Here is a 16,161-nt window from a genome sequence, read left to right as displayed (position 1 = left end):
TCCTCTCGGCTTCCGGCAGCGGATAAAGTGAAGGCATGAGCCGCATTATTGCCGGGGCTGCCGGCGGATCCTCCTTGTACAGCGTTCCGGGTGACGGAACGCGTCCCACCACGGACCGGGTGAAGGAAGCCCTCTTTTCCCGCCTCGAGTCCTACGGCATCCTGCAGGAAGCCCGCGTGCTGGATCTGTTTGCCGGGTCCGGTGCCCTGGGGGTGGAGAGCGCAAGCCGCGGCGCGGCCGCCGTCGACCTGGTGGAACTGGCCGACAAGCCCGCGGCCACCTGCCGGCAGAACGCGGAACTGGTCAACAAGATCCTGGGCCGGACCTGCGTCAACGTGCACCGGGCCAAGGCCGAAACCTTCCTGCTGCGGGTCCCGGCGGACGTGCGCTGGGACGTGGTGTTTATCGATCCGCCTTACGCGTTCACCGAAGCGGAGCTGGCTACGGTCCTTACCCCGCTGGCCGGGCACCTCGCAGTCGGAGCGGTTGTGGTGCTCGAGCGCTCCACGCGTTCCCCCGAGCCGGTCTGGCCCGAGGGCCTGGAGCGTTTCAGCGAGCGTAAATACGGTGAAACCACTCTGTGGTTCGCCGAACCCGCCGACGATGACGCAGAGTCCGACGACGCCGAGGCCGCGCAGGCCTAACCCGCGAAGCGGTCCAGATCCTCGCCCGTCAGCACCGCTGCCGGGTGCGGACCGGCAGCCAGGAGCTGCTGCGTCCACTCGGCGGGCCAAGGGAACCGGGTTGCCGCGAGCACGATGTTGCCGGGGTAGCGCCCCGTGAACATGTCCCGCTGCGCCAGCGCCGCCACGTCGCCGTCCGTGCGCTCAGAGTCCGTTTCCGTGCCGTCCGTGCCCAGCGCGGCCTGCATCTGGCGGACCTGCCGGCGGGCGAAGGCCAGCGGCGGATCGTCCCCGACGTTGACCAGCAGCACCCCGGCGGGGGAGAGCAACGCAAGCAGCTCGGCGTAGAAGTCCGACGTCGCCAGGTGCGCGGGTGCATCGGGGCCGGCGAAGATGTCCAGGACAATGGCATCGAAACGCCGGCCGGCAAAGCGGTCCAGTGATTCCCGTGCGTCCCCGATAACGGTCTCCAGCTTGGTGCCCTCCGGCAGCGGAAGGTGCGCCAGCACGAAGTCCAGCAGTTCGCGTTCCAGCTCCACCGCCGCCTGCTCGGACCCGGGGCGGGTGGCCTGGAGGTAACGGGTGAGGGTCAGCGCTCCGGCACCCAGATGCAGTGCACGCAGCGGCTCCCCGTCCGGTGCGGCCAGGTCCAGGACGTTGCCTATCCGGCGCAGGTACTCGTAGAAGATTTCCTGCGGGTGAGCCAGGTCCACGTGGGACTGCTCCGCGCCGCCGATGCTCAGGATGAAGGCACCGGGGGTGAAGCCGTCTTCGGTGATGGTGGCGTGGGCACCGATGCCCCGCAGCAGCCGGGACGCGTTCACAGCAGCCCGCCCAGCCGGGCGAGGCGCTCGGAGGCCTGGTCCAGGACGTCCGTTTTCTTGCAGAACGCGAACCGGAGCAGGGACCGGGTGCGCTGCGCTCCTTCCGCATGGCAGAACACGGCCACCGGAATGGCCGCCACACCGATCAGTTCCGGCAGCCGCCGGGCCAGTTCCGTGGCGTCGGTAATCCCCAGGGGCGACGTGTCGGCGGTAACGAAGTACGTTCCGGCGGACGGCAGGACTTCCATCCCGGCCGCCCGCAGTCCGGAACCGAGCAGGTCCCGCTTCGCCTGCAGTGCCGCGGCGGCTCCGGTGAAGTAGGAATCCTCCAGTCCCAGGCCGACGGCGACCGCGGACTGGAAGGGGGTGCCGGAGGTGTAGCTCAGGAAGGTTTTGACGGTGCGGACTGCTGCCACCAGCGGCGCCGGGCCCGTAAGCCAGCCGATTTTCCAGCCGGTCACGGAAAACGTTTTGCCCGCCGAGGAAATGGTCAGGGTCCGTTCCGCGGCACCGGGCAGCGTGGCTACGGGAATGTGCACCGGCCCGAAGGTCAGGTGTTCGTACACCTCGTCGGTGACGATCACGGCGTCGTGCTTCGCTGCCAGGTCCACGATCCGCTGCAGGACCTCGCGGGGAAGGACAGCGCCCGTGGGGTTGTGCGGGTTATTGACCAGCACCACCCGGGTGCGGTCGGTGAACGCCGCTTCGAGGGCGCCGTCGGCGGGGAGGAAATGCGGTGCCTCGAGGGCGACGGTGGTGTGCGTGGCGCCGCTGAGCCCGATGACCGCGCCGTAGGAATCGTAGAACGGTTCGAAGGTCAGCACCTCGTCGCCGGGACCCGTCAGGGCCAGCAGGGACGACGCAATGGCTTCCGTGGCGCCGGTGCTGACGATCACCTCGGTGTCCGGGTCCACGTGCAGCCCGTAGAACCGCTCCTGGTGCGCTGCGACGGCGGTGCGCAGGACGGGCAGGCCCTGTCCCGGGGCGTACTGGTTGGCGCCGGAGGCAATGGCTTCCCGTGCGGCGTCGAGCATTACGGCCGGGCCGTCCTCATCGGGAAAGCCCTGGCCGAGGTTGATGGCTCCGTGCTGTCCGGCAAGGGCAGTGATTTCCTCGAAAATGGTCACCCCGAGGTTGCCGTCGGCCGCGAGCAGGTTGGCCCCCGCGGCGGTCCGCTGCCAGGGCTGGGCGGCGGCCGGGCCGGTGCCGGACCGGGCGCGGAGCAGGGACGCGGCTGTGCTGATACTCATTCCTCAAGTATTACCCGCCCGCACCCGGTAGATTCGACCTATGCGACGCGCTGTATGCCCCGGTTCCTTTGATCCCATCCACAACGGCCACGTGGAGGTGATTGCCCGTGCGGCGACCCTCTTCGACGAAGTCATCGTGGCGGTGTCCACCAACTATGCGAAGAAGTACCGCTTCAGTGCCGAGGAACGCCTGGAACTCGCAGCGGAAACCTTTGAGGCTCTGAGCGGGGTCTCCGTGGTCCCCATGGGGGACGGGCTCCTGGCCGACTTCTGCCGGGAACACGGAGCCTCCGCGATCGTGAAGGGGCTGCGGTCCGTCCAGGACTACCAGTACGAACTGCCCATGGCCGTCATGAACAGGCAGCTCACCGGCGTCGAAACCGTCTTCCTGGCCGCGGAAAGCAGCTACACCCACCTGTCCTCGTCCCTGATCAAGGAAGTGGCGGCCCTGGGCGGCGACGTCGCCGGCTATGTTCCCCCAACGGTGTTCAAGCGCCTGACGGCAAGCTAGGCGGGGTCGGATCCGTCCCCGGACGCACCGGAGGGGAAGTACCGGGGACGCCGATTAGCCGGATGCCCCGTGGCGGGTAAACTGGGTGATGGAGCACGTGCCCGCACGTGTTCCTTGGCTGCGGTGCAGCCGCAGTTTGAGAGATTCCGGCAAGTCAGGCTAAGATGATATGTCGGTCTATGTTCTACAGGAGTTCTCATTAGCGAATTTTCGCGGTCCAATCCGGAAACTCCCCTGGCTATCAACGTCAGGGACCTCGGGCGCAGCCCGGGAACGATGCGGACCTTGCATGAACATGTACCGGCACCGAAAGACTTCGGTGTTGCGCTTATCGGCGTTCCGGAAGGATCCGGCCTCGAGCTCGATCTGAGGTTGGAGGCCGTGCACGAAGGGATTCTGGTATCCGGCGTAGTAATCGCCCCCGTAAAGGGCGAATGCGGCCGCTGCCTGAAGCCACTCGCGTACGACCAAGAAGTCGATGTGCAGGAACTCTTCTACTACGAGGACGCTGAGTCCTTCGAAGAAGAAGATGAAGAAGAGCAACACCGGATCGAGCGAGATGTCATCGATCTTGAGCCGGTATTGCGGGACGCAGTGGTTCTTACCATGCCGTTCCAGCCGGTGTGCCGGGAAGACTGCGAAGGCCTTTGCTCCGAATGCGGAGCGCGCCTTGAGGAGGATCCGGGTCACCACCATGAAGCAGTGGATCCTCGCTGGGCAGCCCTCGCCGGGCTGACCGGCACGGCCGCAGAAGATACTGCGGCACCAAGTACAGAGTCAGACGAGAGAGAAGAGAGTTAGCCGTGGCTGTTCCGAAGCGGAAAATGTCCCGCGCGAATACACGTGCACGCCGGTCCCAGTGGAAGGCGACCGCGCCCAACCTGGTGAAGACCGTGGAGAACGGCCGCGTCACCTATAGCCTGCCGCACCAGGCCAAGGTCGTAACCGACTCCGCCGGTACTGCGCTGTTCCTTGAATACAAGGGCCGCAAGGTCGCGGACGTCTAAGACCAGTGTTCGGCCCGGTTTTGCGCATCATTAGTGTTGTTGCGGTCGGGCACGTGAATACTGCTTTTCGGGTTGTATCCAAAAAGTGAAGAATACTGAAGAGCTTATGAAGCGTCTCGGTGTCGATATCGACGCCGGGACGCTTCGTCTTGCACTCACGCACCGTTCCTACGCTTACGAGCAGGGCGGCATCCCCACGAACGAGCGCCTGGAATTCCTGGGTGACTCCATTCTGGGGTTCTCGGTAACCGATGCGCTCTACCGGGATAATCCTGATCTTTCCGAGGGCGAGCTGGCCAAGCGCCGCTCCGCCGTCGTGAGTACCCGTGCCCTCGCCGGCATTGCCCGCGGCCTGGGGCTGGGGGAGTACATCCTGCTGGGCCAGGGTGAAAAGCTGACCAACGGGCGCGACAAATCCTCCATCCTTGCGGACACCACCGAGGCAATCATCGGTGCCGTGTACCTGGATCACGGAATCGAAACCGCGCGGCAGATGGTGATGCGCCTTGTCGGGCCGCTGCTGTCCAATGCCGAGGCACTCGGCGCCGGCACGGACTGGAAAACGAGCATCCAGGAGATCGCTGCCGGCCGGAAAATGGGCGACATCGAATACCGGGTCTCCGGATCCGGTCCCGACCATTCCCGCAGCTTCGTTGCTGTCCTGCATATCGGTGACAAGGCCTACGGCACCGGTGTCGGCCACTCCAAGAAGGAAGCCGAGCAGGAAGCCGCCGCTGCCTCCTGGAAGATGATCAACGCCAAGGAAGCCGATTCCGCGGCTGCCGGTTCCTAGGCACTCCCGGCAATGCCTGAGCTTCCCGAAGTCGAGGTGGTCCGCCGCGGACTGGCGTCATGGGTCCGCGGCCGTACCATCACCGGCGTCGAAGTCGTGGATCCCCGGTCCGTGCGGCGCCATGCGCCCGGCCCGGCCGACCTCGTCGCCAACCTTGAAGGCGCGGTGGTGGCCGACGTCGTGCGCCGCGGCAAGTTCCTTTGGCTGCCGCTGCTCGAGTCGGCTCCTTCACCGAACGGTGCGGACGACGACGTCGTGCCCCCCTTTGCGCTGATGGCCCACCTCGGCATGAGCGGGCAGCTGCTGATGGAGGACTCGGCGCTTCCGGACGAGAAGCACCTGAAGGTCCGGTTCACGCTCAGTCCCGCCGTTGATGCCTCCGGTGCTGCGATGCCGGACGAGCTGCGTTTTGTGGACCAGCGGATCTTCGGCGGTGTGTTCCTCACCGATCTGGTGCCGACTCCCGACGGCGCTCCCGGCGGCCTGTCCGAAACCGGACTTCCGCTCGTGGCGCAGGAAGCCGCGCACATTGCGCGGGACCCCCTCGATCCGGCGTTTTCCTTTGACGAGTTCTACCGTCGGCTGCGGGGCAGGAAGACCGGGATCAAACGCGCCCTGCTGGACCAGGGACTGATTTCCGGGGTCGGAAACATTTATGCCGACGAGTCCCTGTGGGCGGCACGGATGCACTTTGCCCGCCCCACGGACACCATGCGCCGGGCTGACGCGCTGCGGCTGGTCGAGGCCGCCCGGGACGTGATGACCCGTGCCCTGGCTGCGGGCGGCACCAGCTTCGACTCGCTGTACGTCAATGTGAACGGCGCCTCCGGGTACTTCTCCCGGTCCCTCAACGCCTATGGCCGCGAAGGGCTGCCCTGCCCGCGCTGCGAGGAACTGGGACTGCATACCCTGATCCGGCGGGATTCGTTTATGAACCGGTCGTCGTACAGCTGTCCCGTGTGCCAGCCGCGGCCCCGGAACGGCCGCTGGTAGTTTTCCGTTCCGCGAACTGGATCGGATGTCCGTCGAAGTCCTCGACGAATGCAACCCGCAGTTTTCCGTCCAGGAACGGGTGCGGTCCTTGAAGGTCTTTCGCTCCGGCGTCGAGCGCAGCTGTGTAGGCGGCTGCGGCGTCATCCGTCCAGAGCGTGAGGCACGCACGGTGTCCGGCCGTGACCGGGGTGAGCCCGTGGGCTTCGGCCGCCGGTCCAGGCAGAGCGAGCCCGAGTTCGAAGCCTTCCAATGACATTTCGATTTTGACGGGTGCTGTCCCTGCTCCCGTTGCGCGGAACTCTTCAGTGAAGCCGAGGGCCGCGTAGAAGCGTGCCGCCCGCGCGACGTCGGCGACGAACAAGATGACCTGCGGATTGTAGATTTTCACGGCTGTCCTCATCTCGGGCGTTGGAGTGCGCCCGTTCACGGCACCTTTGCGTACGGTAACAAATCCGGGTGGTATCCGTCGCCCAGCAGCCGGCGTCACACCGGGCGCGCTCCATCTATGGCTGGTCCCGCCACCAGCGCCAGGACCAGGAAAATCACGAAACTCTTGCAATCTTTTCGGAATTACGTAATTCTCTATTCATGACTGCAGGAGACGACGCCCGGCTGGAGGCGCTGGAAGCACGCGTGGCAGCCCTGGAGCAACGCACGGAAGCAGCCGAACCGACGTCGGCCGCGGACGGGGCAGACGTGTTCTGGGCCCTGGAAGGGGTGCGGAAGCGCCATCCCGAGCCGGGAGCCGTGCTGTTCACCGGCACCGCCACTACCGCCGCCGGTGCCCACTACGAGTACCAGTACGGGTTGGAGACCGGGCACCTGCTCGACGTCGACTGGACGCAGTTCGCCGAAACCCTTGCCTCCCTCGGCCATCCCGTCCGTCTGGCCGTGCTCCGCGCCGTGCTCGGCGGAACCGAGACCGTGGCAGAACTGGTGGAGGAACTGGGTTCCGGAACCTCCGGACAGATTTACCACCACGTTCACCAGCTGACCGCCTCGGGATGGCTCGCACCGCACGCCCGGTCCCGCTACCAAATCCCGCCGGCCCGGGTCATCCCGCTGCTGGCGATTCTGACCGCTGCCTCCGGAGGTAACTGACATGTCCAAACACCGACGCATGACCGTGGCCGTCCTGGCTGCTGCAGCGGTACTGGCCGCCGGGCTCCTAGCTGCCCCGTGGACGCCGCGCCTGTCGACGCAGGTTTCCGGGGATGCAGCCCTCGCCGATGCTGTCCGGCCCCTGCTGCAGAAACCTGCCGATGCGGTCAGCGTGGCCTACCTCGAAAACGGCGCTGTCCGGTTTGCCGGATTCGGTGCCGACGAGCGGACCGAGTTCGAAATCGGTTCGGTGTCCAAGACATTCACTGCAGCGCTGCTCGCCGACGCCGTCGAGCGCGGCGAGGTGACGTTGGAGACCACCGTTGCCGAGATCCTGGGGCCTGAGCTGCGGGTCTCGGAAGCCGAGATCGGCACCGTCACCCTGGCCGAATTGGCCAGCCACCGTTCGGGGCTACCCCGGCTTGCCACCGATCCGGGAGCGATGGTCTCCCTGCTTGCCGGCACCGTGCTCCACCGCGACCCCTACACCGCCTCGCCTGCCGAGGTGCTGGAGCAGGCACAGTCTGCGTCGGTGGGCGGAAGGGGAACGGTGGCCTACTCCAACCTCGGGTATGCCTTCCTCGGGCAGCTGCTCGCCAAGGCAGCCGGGATGGAATACACCGACCTGCTGGAGCAGCGGATTTTCGAGCCACTGGGAATGAAGGACACGTACGTGCCAATGACGGCCGACAACCTGCGTCCCGATGCTCCGACCGGCCGGAATGCAAGCGGACTGCCAGAGGGTGCCTGGACCGGCAACGGCGGGGCGCCGATGGGTGGGATCCGGTCTACCGCAGCGGATATGTCGCTCTACCTCCAGGCACTGCTGGCGGACGCTGCTCCGGGTTCCCGCGCCCTGGAACCGCAGTGGGATACCGGTGAGGACGGAGAGCAGGTGGGCCTGGCATGGTTCACCCAGGCTTCTCCCTCGAGTGGGCGGGCTGCGACCTGGCACAACGGCATGACCGGAGGCTTCTCGGCCATGGCGGCGATGGACCGCGAGGCGGGCACGGCGGTGCTGATCCTCTCCAACGTGGCTGCCGGGCAGGAAGAAGCTGCCTTGGCTTTGCTGAAGGAAGGTCTCTGATGACATTCACCCTGTTGTCCTGGATCCTCGCCGTCTGGCTGGTGGCGCTCTGCCTGTCCGTGGCGGTTCCCGTCTGGAAGCGGGCGGGACAGCCGTCCGGCCCCAGCCGGAGGTCTTTGCTGGCCGGTTTGATGGAAGCGGCATTTATCGCCGGCCTTTTACGTCTGATGTCCCCGTGGGCTTCCGGGTCTGTGGCCCTATGGGTGGTGGCCGTGGTCGCGCTCGCTGCGGCTGTTGCCGGTGCCGTTCTTCGCTGGCCGGAGCTGCCGGGTCGGGTTGAGTCTGAGGGTCCGTTACGGGAGAAGGTATCCGAGGCTACGACGGGACCGGAGCCGGCCGGTTCGGAGCTGGTTCCGAACCCAGACATCCCTGCGGAGGCGTCGGATCAATCCCGGCTGCCGCAGACCGCGGCGGCACAAGCCGCATCGGTGGAGCGGTCACGGCTACCGTTCTTTCCTGTGCGGGAAAGGGCGGCCGCACCCGGCACCGGGAATTCCGACCCTGGCAGCCCAGACCCCGGAAGCCCAGACCCCGGAAAGCCTGACCGGAAGCCGAAGGCCGGGAAGAAGAAGCCGAAGAAGGAGCCCGGAAACCTCGCGCTGGCGGGGAACGCTGCACTGCTGCTCGGCGTCGTCGTGGTTTCTTTTCTCGCTGGGTAAGGCCGGTTTCGGCCGCAAGAGCGTCGCTTGGAAGGCTATAAAAGACAACTGAAAAAACAGGTGGTTGAACGGGTATTTTACGCCTAGATCAGAGCTCCAGACCCCGATAGACTCGAACACATGTTCGAATATTCTCACCCTGCAAACCACCCTGCAAACCACCCTGCAAACCACCCGCGGACCGGCGGATCGACCGCCGGTACCGCGTTGGTGAACGCGTGGGTTGAGGTACTGGGGGATCAAGCTGAGGGCCTGTCCAGCGGGGCGCCGGATGACCGCGAGCTCATTGGCCGGATCCGGGCGCTCGAGGAACTGAAAGCCGCAGCCTCGGCGGCACAGGCCCGGGCCGCTGTAGAATTCGATGCCTCGCAGCGCCGGAAGCAGGCCGAGGCCGGAGTGCGGCGCGAGGATCTGGGCCGCGGTGTCGCCGGACAGATTGCCTTGGCCCGCAGGGAGTCACCGAGCCGCGGGGGACGGCTGCTGGGGTTTGCCAAGGTGCTGACAAAAGAGATGCCGTGCACGCTGGACGCGCTGACCCGCGGGAAAATCAGTGAATGGCGGGCAACGCTGCTGGTCCGCGAGACAGCTTGCCTGAGTCTGGAGGACCGGCGGCGGGTGGATGAAGAACTGGCCGGAGATCCGGACGTGCTTGAAAGCCTGGGGGACCGGCAGATCATTTCCCGTACCAGAGGTGCCGCTTACCGGCTCGACCCGCAGGCAGCGGCCAAGCGCGCAGCCAAAGCCGAATCCGAACGCTTTGTTTCCTGCCGTCCGGCACCGGACACCATGACTTACCTAACCGGACTACTGCCCGTCGCCCAGGGAGTGGGAGTCTTTGCCGCACTGTCCCGTGAAGCAGACCGGCTGCGGGCAACCGGAGATACCCGGGGGCGGGGCCAGATCATGGCGGACACTCTCGTGGAACGCGTGACCGGCCAGGCGGAGGCAGGGCAGCTGAAGGTGGAAGTTCAGCTGGTGATGTCGGACCGGACACTGTTCGGCGGAGACTCAGAGCCTGCTCTGGTCCCCGGGTACGGCCCGGTGCCGGCGCAATGGGCAAGGGACCTGGTCCGGGGAAGGCGTCCGGGGCAGGAACCCGGGCAGGACTCCGAACATGACGGGCAACGGGCTGCAGGCCGGACAACGAAGCAGGACAAGCAGGAAGAACGCTGGATCCGCCGGCTCTACACCGAACCGATTGCCGGTCAATTAGTCACTATGGATTCCCGGGCGCGCTTGTTCACGGCTTCGCTGGGACGGTTTATCGCGGCACGCGACCAGACCTGCCGAATGCCGTGGTGCGGGGCACCGATTCGGCATCTCGACCATATTCGTCCCCATCAGGACGGCGGTCCCACCGAAATCGCAAATGGGCAGGGACTCTGCGAGGCATGCAACCAGGCTAAGGAAGCACCCGATTGGAAGGCGCAAACGCTCGATCCGCCGCCGGGATCAACTACACCGCACACCGTCGAGACCACCACCCCAACAGGGCACACCTACCGGTCCACGGCGCCTCCGCTCCCCGGAAGCAGGGCCGAGGACAGCGCTGGCGATCGGACGGGAGGCAAGCCGCCCCCGAAGGGTTTCCTGGAAGCCTGCATCGTGGACCTGGTTTGGGCCGCGTAGCAGGCAGAACGCTACCGGTCCGCCAGCTCCGCAAGGACCCCGTCGGTAAAGGGAGGCCACACCTCGGCAGCCCAAGGACCGAAATCGCGGTCGGTAAGGCAGACAGCAGCAGCACGAGCCGCAGGATCCACCCAGAGGAAAGTGCCCGACTGGCCGAAGTGCCCGAAAGCGGCCGGCGAGCTGTTGGCACCGGTCCAGTGCGGAGACTTATGGGCACGGATCTCGAAACCGAGACCCCAGTCGTTCTCCTTCTGCCGGCCGAAACCGGGAAGCACTCCCGCCAGGCCGGGAAAGACCACCTGCGTGGCTTCCGTCAGCCGGCCCGGATCCGTGAGCGTGGGAGCCTGCAGCTCGGCAGCAAACCTGCTGAGGTCCGCAGCCGTGGAGACGGCACCGGCAGCGGGGGAGCCCTCCAGTGTTGTGGAAGACATGCCCAGCGGAACCAGCACGCCTTCCCGCAGGTATTCCCCGAAGGCCATGCCCGTAGCCTGCTCCAGTGTCTCTCCGAGTACCTCAAAACCCGCGTTGGAATACAGGCGCCGGGTACCGGGGGTGTAGCGGACGGTGCGCTCGCCGAAGTCGTAGCCGCCGGAATGGGCCAGCAGATGCCGGACGGTGGATCCCTCGGGGCCCGCAGGCTGATCGAGTTCCAAGGCTCCCTCATCGAGGGACACCAGAACGGCGTATGCGCTCAGCAGCTTGGTGACTGACGCCAGCCGAAAACGGAGGTCCTGGTCGCCGGCGGTTCCCAGCACCTCGCCGTCAACGCCTACGACGGCGGCAGCGGCGTGGTCTACGGGCCAGGACTCGATCTTCTGCAGGCTTTTCACGGGATCATCCTAGGAGTAGTGCCGGGCAAGCCGGATCATGCCGTCTTCAATCGAAACTTCGGGCGTCCAGTCCAGCATTTCGCGGGTTTCGCGCTGGTCAAACCAGTGCGACGTCGAGAGCTGCTCGGCTAGGAAGCGGGTCATGGGCGGCTCGTCATGGACCAGGCCCCGCCGGCCGGCCACCAACCATGCCTTCTCGATCAGGCTTCCTGCGCCGCGGGCAACCTTGCCGGGAACGCTCCAGCCCGGTGCAGCCACTCCAGCGGCGGCACAGATCCCGGCAATCAGTTCCCCTACCGGCCTCGGCTGTCCGTTAGTCACCACGAGGGCTCGGCCGGCCGCGGCATCCATCCGCTCCAGCCCGCGGACAATGGCTGCCGCCGCGTTGTCGATATACGTGGTGTCGATCAGCGCAGCACCGGCATCGAGCAGCGGCAGCCGGCCGGACCGGGCACGGTCGATCACGCGTTCCACCAGCTGCGTATCGCCGGGACCCCAGACGATATGCGGGCGGATGGCAGTGACCCGGAAATCGGAGGAGTTCTGCGCCAGCGCAATGAGCTCGGCCTGGGCCTTGGACGCGGCGTAGAAGCCGCGGGCACGGGACGGATCTGCAGTACCCGCACCGGCACCGGCAATCGGTTCGCCGAAGTGCGCCACGGACGGAGAGGACACGAAGACGACGTCGCGGACCCCGGCCGCCTGCGCAGCCTGCAGCAGGACCTGCGTACCAACGATGTTGGTTTCCTCGAACTCATGCCACTCGCCGGTAAAGGAAACCTTCGCGGCGAGATGGATTACTGCGTCCATCCCGTCCACGGCGCGGGCAGCAGCAGCGGGATCGGCAACGGACCCGGCCACGGAGTCCCGGCCCGGGACTCCCGGCCGGCGCTGGAACGTGCGGACCTTGTGGCCCTTGGCTTCCAGCAGGTCCGCAACGGCGCCGCCCAGCAGGCCGCTGGCGCCAGTGACGAGGACATTCCGGGGAGGCAGGACGGCGGAGCTCATCGCCGTCCCTTGCCCGGGCTCGGCACCGGACCGCCGGCGAGCAGCCGGGAGGCCCAGTCCGCCAACGCGGTGCGGTCGATCTTGGAATTGTGCCGGATATCGGTGGGCATCTGCGGCAGCACCAGTACCGCCGCCAGATCGAGCCCCACCAGCTCGGCCACGCGGGACCGTACAGCTGCAGTCAGCGCCGGAGTCGCGGTCCCGGCCCGGCGGGCGGGCGGTTCCGTTTCCAGCACGGCCACGGGCACCTGGGCACCGGCGGGTCCGACGCCGACCAGCGCCACCCTGCCTACGCCGTCGACCGTCTCGGCCGCCTGCTCGGCTGCCACCGGAGTCCGGACACCGTCCGCAGTGGTGAGGATGTGCCCCAGGCGGCCCTCGACCCACAGCCGGCCCTCGTCGTCGAAGTGGCCGACGTCGCCGGTGCGGTGCCAGCCGTCAATGGAGGAACTGTGGCGTTCCGTGATCCAGAGCCGGTCGTAGCGGTCCTTGACGTGCGGGGCGCTGACCAGGATTTCACCGGTGCGGTTCGCGACGGTCAGCGGTTTGTAGCCGACCGAACCGTCCGGCAAGACTTCGGCGATGGCCACGTCGGCCCGGGACACCGGGGTGCCCACGCAGACGCCGTTGCCGGTACCCGCGGCACGGATGCCCTCGAGGCTGATGTCGGTGACCGGCAGCGCTTCGGTCATGCCGTACGGGGTGTGCAGGGACGCCTTCGGCACCAGATCCTGCACCTGGGCCAGAAGCGGCTCGGCTATCGGGGCGCCGGCGGAAAGCAGCAGTTCCACCTGTGCCAGTGCGGCCCGCTGTGCAGCGTCCAGTTGGCCGGACGTGGCCAGCACGTTGGTCAGCGCCGCAGGGGAAGCAAAGATGGTGGTGGCATCCACGGCGACGGCGGCATCAGCCAGGGCTGCCGCGGTCAGGGTGCGCGGGGAGGTGACGTCCATGTCCGGAGTCACTGACGTTGCCCCCAGCGCCGGCCCCAGCAGGGCGAACGGCGCGAAGCCGGCCACCAGCGAGGTCCCGGCACGGAGGTTATAGGTGTCCTTGATGGCGTCGCGCATCGCGGCCAGCTGCCGGTGCGTGTACACCACGCCCTTGGCCGGGCCCGTCGAGCCGGAGGTGAACAGGACGGCGGCGTCGGCGTCGGGGTCCGCGGGATACCACGGCGCTTCGGAGCCGGAACCGTCGGCAATGAGACCCTCGACGGAATGCCGCACACCCAGCAGCCGTTTGCGGGCCGGAGACAGCTCGGACACGCTGATCCGGGTTCCCGGCCAGCCCAGCGCCCGGGCACCGATCAGCGCCCGGTCGATGCCGATCAGGAACGCCGGACCGGCGCCCTTGATGGCGCGGCCGAGTCCCTTGGTGCCGAGGCCGGCGTCGGCCACCACGATGACGGCGTTCAGGCGCAGGCACGCGTAAATCAGCGAGGTCAGTTCAATGCCGGGCGGAACCAGCAGGTTCACCCGGGTTCCGGGACGCACGCCCGCCGCGGCGAGACCCGCAGCGAGGGCATTCACGCGTTCCGCAAGGCCCGCCCAGGACAAGGTGCGCGGGGCCGTGCCTTCGCCTCCGCCCAGCGGTGCCATGTCGACGACGGCGGGGCTCGTATCGCGCGCCCGCTCATCCAACTCGGCAAGCATGGGGCGGAACGGCTCAGTGCGCCGGAGGGCGGAATCCGCAGGCTCTTCGACGGCGGTCCGCAGCCAGGCGAAGACGGGGGAGGCGATGTCGACGTCTTCGGGAAGCAGGTGCCCCGCACCCTCGAACCGGTGCACGGAGGATTCCGGCAGCCGCTCCAGCAGGTCGCGCAGGTAGCGGTCGGAAAAGACCGGATCCCGAGGACCCCAGAGAACCAGCGAGGGAACGTTGAGCCGGCGGATGCCCTCGGCTACGGTGTTCAGCGCGCGCCAGCTCGGGTGGGAATCGACGGCGGGAATGTCGGCAACGAAGTTCGCGACGCCCTGCCGGCGGGCCGCACCGCGGTACGGCAGCGCGAAGGCCTCCCGCACGGGAGCCGGGAGTGCTGGCTGCGCGAGGGAATGCGTGACCCGGATAAAGGCATCGGTGCTGCGCGTGCCCCAGGGGTGGACAGCCGGATGCAGGGCCAGCTTCAGGGCCGGCGGCAGCGAGTAGCCGGCCGGATGCACAGCGGTGTTGGTCAGGACGACGCCGGCCAGCTGGCGGCGGTGCCGCAGCGCCCAGCCCAGGGAAATCACGCCGCCCCAGTCATGGCCGACAGTGACCACGGGACCCGTGATCCCCAGCGTGTCCGTGAGGTTGCCGAGGTCGGTGATCCGGTCCTCCAGCCGCCGGAAGGCACCGGTGCGCTCGGAGAAGCCCATATCCAGCTGGTCAACGGCCACTACGCGCCACGGCTTGTCGGCGGAAGCGCCGGCAGCCAGCAGGGTGCGCCAGAGATAGGACCAGGTGGGATTGCCGTGCACGCAGAGCAGGGTTCCGGCCGGTTCAACCCCGGCGGCGGCCAGGTCAGGGCCGTTGTCGAGGATGTGCCACTTGCGCACGGAGCCGGCGACGTCGACGGCGGCGGTGGAGGGAACGTGGACAAACGTGGACCAGGCGGCGGAAACGCCGGGCCAAAGCTCCTCTACCACGCAATCTCCATCATGGTCGTGTTCAGTCCGGAGCCCACGCCCATGCACAGCACGCGGTCGCCGGGGTTCAGGGAACGGGATTCCTGGGCCAGGGTCATCGGCAGCGATGCCGGACCGACATTGCCCCAGTTCGGGAACGTGATCGGCACCTTTTTCCGGTCCAGGTCCACGGCCTTGATGATGGCGTTGGTGTAGGAGTTGGACACCTGGTGGGTCACGTAGCGGTCCATGCCGGACCAGTCCCAGCCGTTGCCATGGGCTTCGTGCCACGCATCCACCACGAGTTCCAGGCCGCCGTCCAGCAGGCCCTTGGTGTCGGTGTACATGCCGTCGATGCCGCCCACGCACAGCTCGTGGTGCTGGGTGCCGGCACGCGAAACGCCGCCGAGGATGCGGTGCGAGCCGGGGTGGCGGTCCGCGCGGCCGATGACGGCGGCAGCCGCACCGGAGCCGAGGGTGAGGGTGGCGAATTCCCGCAGGTAGTCGTCGCGGGTGGAATCGGGGGCGTTCAGGCGCTCGAAAGTGGCTTCCTGCACGCCCTGGGAATCTTCGCCGGCCACGATCAGGGCATAGTTGATCTGCCCTGAGTCGATCATGTTGGACGCCAGGGTGATGCCGTTGACGAAGCCCAGGCAGGCGTTGGCCAGGTCGAAGTTCATGGCGGAGGAGGGCAGTCCCAGGCCGTTGTGGATCTTCACGGCTACGGAAGGCTCAAGGTTCCGGCGCGTCACCGAGGTGTTGATGAGCAGTCCGATTTCGGATGCTTCGACGCCGGCTTCGGCCAGGGCCTTGGCACCGGCTTCGGTGGCGCCGTCGTCGAACGCGGTGCCGGGGGCCCACCAGCGGCGTTCACTCACGCCTGCCACCCGCTCGAGCAGGCGTTTGGAGAGCCGCAGCCGCTTGAGCGACGGCTCGAGGCGCTCGTCGAATTCACTGGAACTCATGACCACCGGAGCTTCAACGCTGTTCACGCTGAGGATGGCGGAGTTGGAGTGCTGGAAGTTGAAGTTCCCGGTCAAAATGCCTGCCTTGTCTGCTGCTGAACCTATCGCGCTGGCGGCCGCCGTGAAGCCTGCATCCACGCCCTAAAATCATATGACTCTTCTAGAAGCCTACTGACCGGCCCCGCGATTCCGCAGGCAAAAGCCGGATTACGCTCTCCGAGTAGAGCGGAATTTTGACGCTAACCGCGTAGATTTAAGGAATCAACCCCGGCAGGAGAGAT

Annotated in this window: 16 protein-coding genes; 9 read left to right on the top strand and 7 right to left on the bottom strand. The window is 66.9% G+C overall.

The window, feature by feature from the left end; translation table 11 throughout:
* Nucleotides 1–35: 35 nt before the first annotated feature.
* The gene (rsmD, locus tag NNX34_RS11095; protein ID WP_255766556.1) at nt 36–644 is read left to right on the top strand and encodes a 16S rRNA (guanine(966)-N(2))-methyltransferase RsmD; all 609 of its coding nucleotides are present in this window, start codon (nt 36–38) and stop codon (nt 642–644) included.
* Here the strand turns inward: rsmD and NNX34_RS11090 are convergent.
* On the bottom strand, nt 641–1,447 hold the full coding sequence (locus NNX34_RS11090; RefSeq protein WP_255766555.1) for a fused MFS/spermidine synthase: 807 nt from the start codon (nt 1,445–1,447) through the stop codon (nt 641–643). The genes rsmD and NNX34_RS11090 overlap by 4 nt on opposite strands.
* Nucleotides 1,444–2,697: an aminotransferase class I/II-fold pyridoxal phosphate-dependent enzyme gene (locus NNX34_RS11085; RefSeq protein ID WP_255766554.1), complete on the bottom strand. Its 1,254-nt coding sequence runs from the start codon at nt 2,695–2,697 to the stop codon at nt 1,444–1,446. Before NNX34_RS11085 ends, NNX34_RS11090 begins: the two co-directional genes overlap by 4 nt.
* Before the next feature lie 40 nt (nt 2,698–2,737).
* On the opposite strand from NNX34_RS11085, the gene coaD reads away from it, so the two are divergent.
* The 5 genes from coaD to mutM all read left to right on the top strand — a co-directional run bounded on the left by coaD (nt 2,738) and on the right by mutM (nt 6,001).
* Nucleotides 2,738–3,208: a pantetheine-phosphate adenylyltransferase gene (gene coaD, locus NNX34_RS11080; RefSeq protein WP_255766553.1), complete on the top strand. Its 471-nt coding sequence runs from the start codon at nt 2,738–2,740 to the stop codon at nt 3,206–3,208.
* Between the two features lie 234 nt (nt 3,209–3,442).
* A complete protein-coding gene (locus NNX34_RS11075) occupies nt 3,443–4,009 on the top strand; it encodes a DUF177 domain-containing protein (protein WP_227923697.1) in 567 nt (188 codons plus the stop codon).
* 2 nt (nt 4,010–4,011) lie between these two features.
* Nucleotides 4,012–4,215 (top strand): 50S ribosomal protein L32, encoded by a 204-nt coding sequence (gene rpmF, locus NNX34_RS11070; protein WP_146364453.1) that lies wholly within the window; start codon nt 4,012–4,014, stop codon nt 4,213–4,215.
* An 85-nt stretch (nt 4,216–4,300) separates the two neighbouring features.
* Nucleotides 4,301–5,008 carry a ribonuclease III gene (rnc, locus tag NNX34_RS11065; protein ID WP_255766552.1) on the top strand — a complete coding sequence of 236 codons (708 nt, stop codon included), beginning with the start codon at nt 4,301–4,303 and terminating at the stop codon, nt 5,006–5,008.
* 12 nt (nt 5,009–5,020) lie between these two features.
* Entirely contained in the window at nt 5,021–6,001 is a 981-nt protein-coding gene (gene mutM / locus NNX34_RS11060; protein ID WP_255766551.1) for a bifunctional DNA-formamidopyrimidine glycosylase/DNA-(apurinic or apyrimidinic site) lyase, read from the top strand.
* Here the strand turns inward: mutM and NNX34_RS11055 are convergent.
* Nucleotides 5,937–6,389 (bottom strand): VOC family protein, encoded by a 453-nt coding sequence (locus NNX34_RS11055; RefSeq protein WP_255766550.1) that lies wholly within the window; start codon nt 6,387–6,389, stop codon nt 5,937–5,939. The two genes, mutM and NNX34_RS11055, sit on opposite strands and share 65 nt — an antisense overlap.
* Nucleotides 6,390–6,589: 200 nt before the next feature.
* Between NNX34_RS11055 and NNX34_RS11050 the strand changes: the two genes are divergently transcribed.
* The 3 genes from NNX34_RS11050 (at nt 6,590) to NNX34_RS11040 (ending at nt 10,477) form a co-directional block, all read left to right on the top strand.
* Nucleotides 6,590–7,102 carry a helix-turn-helix domain-containing protein gene (locus NNX34_RS11050; protein WP_255766549.1) on the top strand — a complete coding sequence of 171 codons (513 nt, stop codon included), beginning with the start codon at nt 6,590–6,592 and terminating at the stop codon, nt 7,100–7,102.
* Between the two features lies 1 nt (nt 7,103).
* On the top strand, nt 7,104–8,189 hold the full coding sequence (locus NNX34_RS11045; RefSeq protein WP_255766548.1) for a serine hydrolase: 1,086 nt from the start codon (nt 7,104–7,106) through the stop codon (nt 8,187–8,189).
* A gap of 779 nt (nt 8,190–8,968) precedes the next feature.
* A complete protein-coding gene (locus NNX34_RS11040) occupies nt 8,969–10,477 on the top strand; it encodes a DUF222 domain-containing protein (protein WP_255766547.1) in 1,509 nt (502 codons plus the stop codon).
* An 11-nt stretch (nt 10,478–10,488) separates the two neighbouring features.
* Here NNX34_RS11040 and NNX34_RS11035 read toward each other — a convergent pair whose 3' ends face one another.
* The 4 genes from NNX34_RS11035 to NNX34_RS11020 are packed head-to-tail and all read right to left on the bottom strand — an operon-like array spanning nt 10,489 to nt 15,955.
* Entirely contained in the window at nt 10,489–11,307 is an 819-nt protein-coding gene (locus NNX34_RS11035; protein ID WP_255766546.1) for a serine hydrolase domain-containing protein, read from the bottom strand.
* Nucleotides 11,308–11,316: 9 nt separating this feature from the next.
* Nucleotides 11,317–12,315: an NAD(P)-dependent oxidoreductase gene (locus NNX34_RS11030; RefSeq protein ID WP_255766545.1), complete on the bottom strand. Its 999-nt coding sequence runs from the start codon at nt 12,313–12,315 to the stop codon at nt 11,317–11,319.
* Complete coding sequence (locus tag NNX34_RS11025) at nt 12,312–14,936, bottom strand: alpha/beta fold hydrolase (protein ID WP_255766544.1); 2,625 nt, start codon at nt 14,934–14,936, stop codon at nt 12,312–12,314. The genes NNX34_RS11030 and NNX34_RS11025 overlap by 4 nt, the downstream gene beginning before the upstream one ends.
* Nucleotides 14,930–15,955 carry a 3-oxoacyl-ACP synthase III gene (locus NNX34_RS11020; protein WP_255766543.1) on the bottom strand — a complete coding sequence of 342 codons (1,026 nt, stop codon included), beginning with the start codon at nt 15,953–15,955 and terminating at the stop codon, nt 14,930–14,932. Before NNX34_RS11020 ends, NNX34_RS11025 begins: the two co-directional genes overlap by 7 nt.
* Nucleotides 15,956–16,161: the final 206 nt, after the last annotated feature.

It is taken from the genome of Arthrobacter sp. zg-Y1116 (genome assembly GCF_024385485.1).
Taxonomy (GTDB): Bacteria; Actinomycetota; Actinomycetes; order Actinomycetales; family Micrococcaceae; genus Arthrobacter_B.
This window is presented reverse-complemented; position numbering and strand designations above follow the sequence as displayed.

What these genes read in the sequence shown, in the direction of transcription:
- rsmD (WP_255766556.1), top strand. Translation starts at nt 36, where the DNA reads ATGAGCCGCATTATTGCCGGGGCTGCCGGCGGATCCTCCTTGTACAGC.
- NNX34_RS11085 (WP_255766554.1), bottom strand. Translation starts at nt 2,697, where the DNA reads ATGAGTATCAGCACAGCCGCGTCCCTGCTCCGCGCCCGGTCCGGCACC.
- mutM (WP_255766551.1), top strand. Translation starts at nt 5,021, where the DNA reads ATGCCTGAGCTTCCCGAAGTCGAGGTGGTCCGCCGCGGACTGGCGTCA.
- NNX34_RS11045 (WP_255766548.1), top strand. Translation starts at nt 7,104, where the DNA reads ATGTCCAAACACCGACGCATGACCGTGGCCGTCCTGGCTGCTGCAGCG.
- NNX34_RS11040 (WP_255766547.1), top strand. Translation starts at nt 8,969, where the DNA reads ATGTTCGAATATTCTCACCCTGCAAACCACCCTGCAAACCACCCTGCA.
- NNX34_RS11050 (WP_255766549.1), top strand. Translation starts at nt 6,590, where the DNA reads ATGACTGCAGGAGACGACGCCCGGCTGGAGGCGCTGGAAGCACGCGTG.
- NNX34_RS11030 (WP_255766545.1), bottom strand. Translation starts at nt 12,315, where the DNA reads ATGAGCTCCGCCGTCCTGCCTCCCCGGAATGTCCTCGTCACTGGCGCC.
- coaD (WP_255766553.1), top strand. Translation starts at nt 2,738, where the DNA reads ATGCGACGCGCTGTATGCCCCGGTTCCTTTGATCCCATCCACAACGGC.